The sequence below is a fragment of the Deinococcus humi genome (assembly GCF_014201875.1).
GTDB lineage: Bacteria > Deinococcota > Deinococci > Deinococcales > Deinococcaceae > Deinococcus > Deinococcus humi.
Genome location: NZ_JACHFL010000045.1, coordinates 1 through 4,792, shown reverse-complemented (window position 1 = coordinate 4,792; position 4,792 = coordinate 1). Strand labels below are relative to the sequence as shown.

The window sequence follows — 4,792 nt, the reverse complement described above, 5'->3', positions numbered from 1 at the left end:
GTTTGAATTCGGCGGTGTAGGTGTTTCTGGTCGTCATGGGGTTGCCTCCTATGGTGAGGCTTAACTCCACCGACTCAAAACTGGCTCAATCCCATCTGGCAGAACATCTTCGAAGAACTCCTGCGACAGGCTGACCTGAAAGGTCAGCTTGACTGGTCCAAACACTTCGTGGACGGCACTGTCATCCGAGCCCATCAATGTGCAGGAGGAGCACGAGGTGGCCAGCAAGGCGAAGCACTCGGACGATCACGCGGTGGGTTCGGCACCAAGATCCACCTGCGAGCAGAAGGCAACGGGCTGCCCGTCGCCTTCGTGTTGAGTGGTGGAGAACGACACGAGGCAAAGTTTCTTCAACCCCTCCTGGAGATGGGTGCTGTAGATCGACCTGGACGTCCAAGACCCAGGATTCGGCCCCTGCGGCTCGTGGGCGATAAAGGGTACAGCTACCCCAGCATTCGCAACTATCTGCATGCCCGGGGCATTCGAATCACCATTCCCCGGCGTAAAGACCAGGGTCCTAACATCTGCTTCGAGGCAGCGATGTACAAGGAACGGAATAAAGTCGAGCGCTTGATCAACCGCTTCAAGAACTTTCGGCGCATCGCGACCCGGTATGACAAGCGAGCTCTGAACTACCAGGGATGGTTAACGGTGGCCTCCATCCTTTTATGGCTATGACTTGCAACGCCTCGTCTTTCCCAAGCTGACATAACGCTAGGAGGCACGCTGACGTAGAACTTCAGCTATTTCAGTGCGCAGACTCTGGTCGCTTGTCTTTTCCTGGACGTCATGCAGCATGTGCTGCACTGCTGCTGACAAGGTCTCCTCCTCACAGATGGCCTCCATCAAGTTCCATCGCAGGTCCTCAGACACCAGCAGAAGATTTTGAACCAGGCGGCGTAAGTCCTCGTCATCCAGAAAGGGTCCGACGCAAAATGCAGCGTACTGCTGCACAGTGATGTTCTGCTCCCGTTCAAGAGCAGAGCGAAGGGCAACGGTCATCTGAGCGTGCAGAACCGGGTCTTCAAGGTCGGTGTCCAGAAGGAAGCGGAACGTCTCTGCCCGGATAATCCAGGGTTCTGATGTGGCTACGCTCACCTCAATCAAGAACGAGAGGTCATCGGGGTGGCCACGCTCAGCGAGTTGGCTCAGTGTGGAGATCTTGCCATCCTCAGTCCTCAAATCCTCAGACCAAATGTCGAGCGGGAGACGCTTCCAGATCATCTGGCTAAGGGTAACGGTGGATGGACCTGTTGGTCGAACCTTGGCCGACACGCCGTAGAAGCGCAGAGTTGTCTCTCCTGGAGAGAGCGCTAATTACTGGGCGCTACCAACTTAAGCTCGGATCAGTAAGTGCATCTTCAGAAGAAAAGCGGGATGTTTCGCCATACTGTTGGGGCGTGGCGACAGAAGAGCTGTACGAATCCACCATGCAGGCACTCCGGGGTAAACGCCTCAAGGCAGTTCGCTATTACGAACTCGAAGGTCAGATGGACACCTGGTGCACCTGGCCGGGCTTTGACACGCTCCGCCATGGTCTCGATTTGCTTCTGGAAAGCGGTCAGGCGTACTTAGTGACCTGGGGCCAGACCTTCTTTCAGTACGACCTTGATGTTCGCCCCGGCGCACTCGTGGATGAGCTCCGAGCCGCGACGTTCACGAATGTCAGTCACGAAAGTCGCTGGACACCCCTTGTCGGACAGGTCATTACGGATGTCACTGTGTTCTTGTGTTCTGGGAAGACATGACCGAAGTCGGCCCCCAGTTCTACCGGTGCGTACAGGATTTACACTTGACCTTCGAGTCTGGGCAGGTGGTGTACCTGAGTACCTCGGAGTGCCGAGAGCAGCAAGGCTGGAGCGGCATCGCGGATAACATCGTGGTCTTTTTTGACCAGCAAAGCTTCGAGCAGCGCCGACTTGGCACGTAGGACTGAACTGCAGGCCGGTCATCCAGCCCTTCTTCTGACGATGTCCTTAAGCGGTGGTGCTCGCGAAGCACCACCGCGTCCCCGCACGCCAGTGAACCTTATAAAAAAAGGCGACCATTGGTGGTCGCCTTCATTCTCTGTTCCCATGCGTCATGCGGGTCGGCTGACGCGGCCGGTCAGCGGGCTTTGCGGATGGGCTGCACGAGCAGCGCGCCGATGATAGCGAACAGGGCGGCGGTGATGTACAGCGCGACGTAGTTGCCGCCGCTACCCGCCGTAGCGCCGATCGCCAGGAAGATCGGGGCGATGGCCGGCGCCAGCGACTGGGGGCCAGCGGACGCGATGTTGAAGATGCCGAGGTCCTTGGCTGCTTCCTGGGGGTTGGGCAGCACGTCCGTGACGAGCGCCAGGTCGACAGCGTAGTAGATGCCGTTGGCGAACCCGCCGATGGCGCCCCCAATAAAGAACGGGGCGATTGAGGCGCACCTCCGACGGGCCAGGGAGGTGTTGGAACTGGCGCACAGTCCCCTGCACCGCCTGGAGCACACCCTGCACCCTTACGTCACCTACGCGGTCCTCCCCATGTTCGCTTTCATGAATGCCGGAGTTACGGTAAGCACAGGAGGTGTGGACACCGTGACCCTGGGCGTCTTCCTGGGCCTGTTGCTGGGCAAGCCGCTGGGCGTCGTCGGGGCGGCGTGGTTGGCCGTACGGGTGGGACTCGCGGCCCTGCCGAAAGGGGTGAACTGGCCGCTGCTGTGCGGTGTGGGGCTGCTATCGGGCATCGGGTTCACGGTGTCGCTGTTCGTCTCGAATCTGGCCTTCGAGGATGCAGCCCTCCAGGCACAGGCAAAGTTGGGGGTGCTGGCCGGGACGGTCCTGGCAGCGGTGCTGGGCGTACTCTGGCTGCTGGTCTGCACCGCCCGTCAACGTGCCTCGTCAGTGGAGACCCGCGTCCGGTAGAGGACGTGCATTTTTCAGGGGGAGCCTTGGCCTGAGGCCACCGTGCTGTGATGGCGCCTGCCCTTAGTTGAGGCCTAACCCCCTGACACCTTCGGTTGTCAGGGGGTAGGCCTACGTGGTCACCCTACGGACCGGAAGTCAGGCACGACGAACATCTGTTGGCATGAGGGTTGCCCGGGCCTCCCTCAACTCCCTACGGTGAGAAATGCGGCGAGACTGAAGGAGCAGACGGCGAGTCTGGGACACAATCCTCTACCCGGAGACCGAAATGGGCCTCCAGGCGTCGGACGTGCGGAAGGAACGCGTCAGCGCTCACGGGCGCCGATGCACGCAGTGGCCCAAGACTGTCCCGAAGAAACTGCTTGCCCAGTGCAACCTGACTGAACGGGAGTTCGCCCAGCGCCGTCAGAGCCAGCAGTCGTTCGGTCATTTGACGGTGAAGTTGCGCGCGAAACACTTCAACTTCCTGCAAGAACTGGGCCTCAGGCAACCACAGACTCCCGGTTTCTGGGAGCCAGTATTGAGTCGCGTCATCAGCCTCGGGAGGGGGAGACCAGCTGACCTCCACGTCCCCGCCCACTTTCTTGAAGGTCAGTCCATGCGTCGCCCCCTGCCCATCGTTGGTGAAAGCGAATTCGACCCAGGCCCTGGGGATCATCCAGTCAACATTCAGCATCATTCTGATGATGGCCTGTTGCCCAGCCGATTCAGTCTGACCTGCGGCGTGCCACCGCTTGTGGAGTTCATCTATCCAGGTGTGCCATCGCCTGGACTCAACCCAGTATTCCAACAGGGGGGGCAATGGGGCCATCAGGGTGCTGACGGCATCACCCAAATCCTCAGCAAAGAACATCACGCTCCCGTGATCGTCAAACCCCTGTGGCACGAGCTCCCGCATTGCGGCATCCACCACGGGGATCAAGCCGTGTGGTGTGTTGAGACCGTGGGTCCCCCAGCTCAACCAGTACAGGAGTGTTTTGGTTTGCTCGTCGGAGACAAAATTCTTATCAGCCGTGATCTGCGGCCAGGCTTCCAGGAAGGCAGACAAATCCCAGAGTGTGGCAGCAAAGCGGGGAAGGGGCATCCTGGGAGGACTATAGCGGCGTGTTCATCGGTCCTTCGAGTTGTTCAGAGCTGGTCAACGATGAACGTAGCGTCTTCGATATTCCCTTCAGCTGAGTGGGGGCGCGTTCAAACCTTCACTCTGTTGGAGCAATCCTATCGGCAGGTTCTGAAGGAAAAAGTCATGTGATGCTTGGCCTAGGCTGTGTAAGACAAGGGGTAGGTGATCCTTCCCGCGCGCCGCAATTCTTCGAGAGAATGCTTGATCACACCAGCGTTTTGAGGCTTCGTGTGAGCCGATCCGCCGCTTTGCGCTGCACCTTCGGTGGGGACATGACCTTGAACGCGTCCCACACCTCATTGGCCGACAAATCTGGGAGGTGCCCCCAGTCCACCTGCGGCAGAGGTGAAGACGCAAATGAGACTTCCCAGCCAGCCCAGAGATCCTTCAACGCCATCAGAACAGCGCTACGTACCTGCGGGGTCATGCGGGTGAGATGATCGGCGAGCTCCGGAGCCCGGCCTAGCACCTGCTCTGCCCGGTGCTCGAACCCAGCGAACGCAGAGATTTTCAGCTGCCGGTGGTCCGCATTGACGACGGCAAAATCCTCAGGAATGACCCTTATTGATTACGGCGTAAGTGTGGGCTGGTAAGCTGAAGGTGTGGTCGAATGGCATCCTTCCAAATACTCCCGTGCTCAGCTCGAAGAACGTCGGCTGGCCGCGACGCCATGGCTTCAAGAGGGCAAGCATTCACAGCAGGAGATTGCCCAGCACTTCGGGGTTTCGGTGCACACCGTCAGCAACTGGAAGAAGCGCCTGAAACGCACCGGCAGT

Annotated in this window: 9 protein-coding genes; 5 read left to right on the top strand and 4 right to left on the bottom strand. The window is 59.1% G+C overall.

Translation table 11 applies throughout. From position 1 onward, the window contains the following. Nucleotides 1-93: 93 nt before the first annotated feature. Entirely contained in the window at nt 94-678 is a 585-nt protein-coding gene (locus tag HNQ08_RS26835; protein WP_425321382.1) for an IS5 family transposase, read from the top strand. A gap of 36 nt (nt 679-714) precedes the next feature. On the opposite strand, the gene HNQ08_RS26830 is transcribed toward HNQ08_RS26835, so the two are convergent. After that, the gene (locus tag HNQ08_RS26830) at nt 715-1,224 is read right to left on the bottom strand and encodes a hypothetical protein (protein WP_184138500.1); all 510 of its coding nucleotides are present in this window, start codon (nt 1,222-1,224) and stop codon (nt 715-717) included. Between the two features lie 176 nt (nt 1,225-1,400). On the opposite strand from HNQ08_RS26830, the gene HNQ08_RS26825 reads away from it, so the two are divergent. Together HNQ08_RS26825 and HNQ08_RS26820 are read left to right on the top strand one after the other, a co-directional pair. Then, entirely contained in the window at nt 1,401-1,748 is a 348-nt protein-coding gene (locus tag HNQ08_RS26825; protein WP_184138498.1) for a hypothetical protein, read from the top strand. 44 nt (nt 1,749-1,792) lie between these two features. Beyond that, a complete protein-coding gene (locus HNQ08_RS26820; RefSeq protein WP_184138496.1) occupies nt 1,793-1,930 on the top strand; it encodes a hypothetical protein in 138 nt (45 codons plus the stop codon). 176 nt (nt 1,931-2,106) lie between these two features. Here HNQ08_RS26820 and HNQ08_RS26815 read toward each other — a convergent pair whose 3' ends face one another. Continuing rightward, nucleotides 2,107-2,322, bottom strand: coding sequence for a hypothetical protein (locus HNQ08_RS26815; protein WP_184138494.1), 216 nt, complete (start codon nt 2,320-2,322; stop codon nt 2,107-2,109). Between the two features lie 55 nt (nt 2,323-2,377). On the opposite strand from HNQ08_RS26815, the gene HNQ08_RS26810 reads away from it, so the two are divergent. Beyond that, a complete protein-coding gene (locus tag HNQ08_RS26810; RefSeq protein ID WP_229790311.1) occupies nt 2,378-2,893 on the top strand; it encodes a Na+/H+ antiporter NhaA in 516 nt (171 codons plus the stop codon). Nucleotides 2,894-3,086: 193 nt separating this feature from the next. On the opposite strand, the gene HNQ08_RS28405 is transcribed toward HNQ08_RS26810, so the two are convergent. Together HNQ08_RS28405 and HNQ08_RS26800 are read right to left on the bottom strand one after the other, a co-directional pair. After that, entirely contained in the window at nt 3,087-3,704 is a 618-nt protein-coding gene (locus tag HNQ08_RS28405; RefSeq protein WP_425321381.1) for a DUF5984 family protein, read from the bottom strand. Between the two features lie 517 nt (nt 3,705-4,221). Beyond that, nucleotides 4,222-4,443 (bottom strand): hypothetical protein, encoded by a 222-nt coding sequence (locus tag HNQ08_RS26800; protein WP_184138488.1) that lies wholly within the window; start codon nt 4,441-4,443, stop codon nt 4,222-4,224. 175 nt (nt 4,444-4,618) lie between these two features. Here HNQ08_RS26800 and HNQ08_RS28050 point away from each other — a divergent pair. Then, on the top strand, nt 4,619-4,792 hold a 174-nt coding region (locus HNQ08_RS28050; protein ID WP_184138486.1), incomplete at its 3' end, for a helix-turn-helix domain-containing protein.

Coding starts and splice junctions, on each gene's coding strand:
- HNQ08_RS26830 (WP_184138500.1), bottom strand. CDS start 1,224: ATGATCTGGAAGCGTCTCCCGCTCGACATTTGGTCTGAGGATTTGAGG.
- HNQ08_RS26810 (WP_229790311.1), top strand. CDS start 2,378: ATGGCGCCCCCAATAAAGAACGGGGCGATTGAGGCGCACCTCCGACGG.
- HNQ08_RS28405 (WP_425321381.1), bottom strand. CDS start 3,704: ATGGCCCCATTGCCCCCCCTGTTGGAATACTGGGTTGAGTCCAGGCGA.
- HNQ08_RS26800 (WP_184138488.1), bottom strand. CDS start 4,443: ATGACCCCGCAGGTACGTAGCGCTGTTCTGATGGCGTTGAAGGATCTC.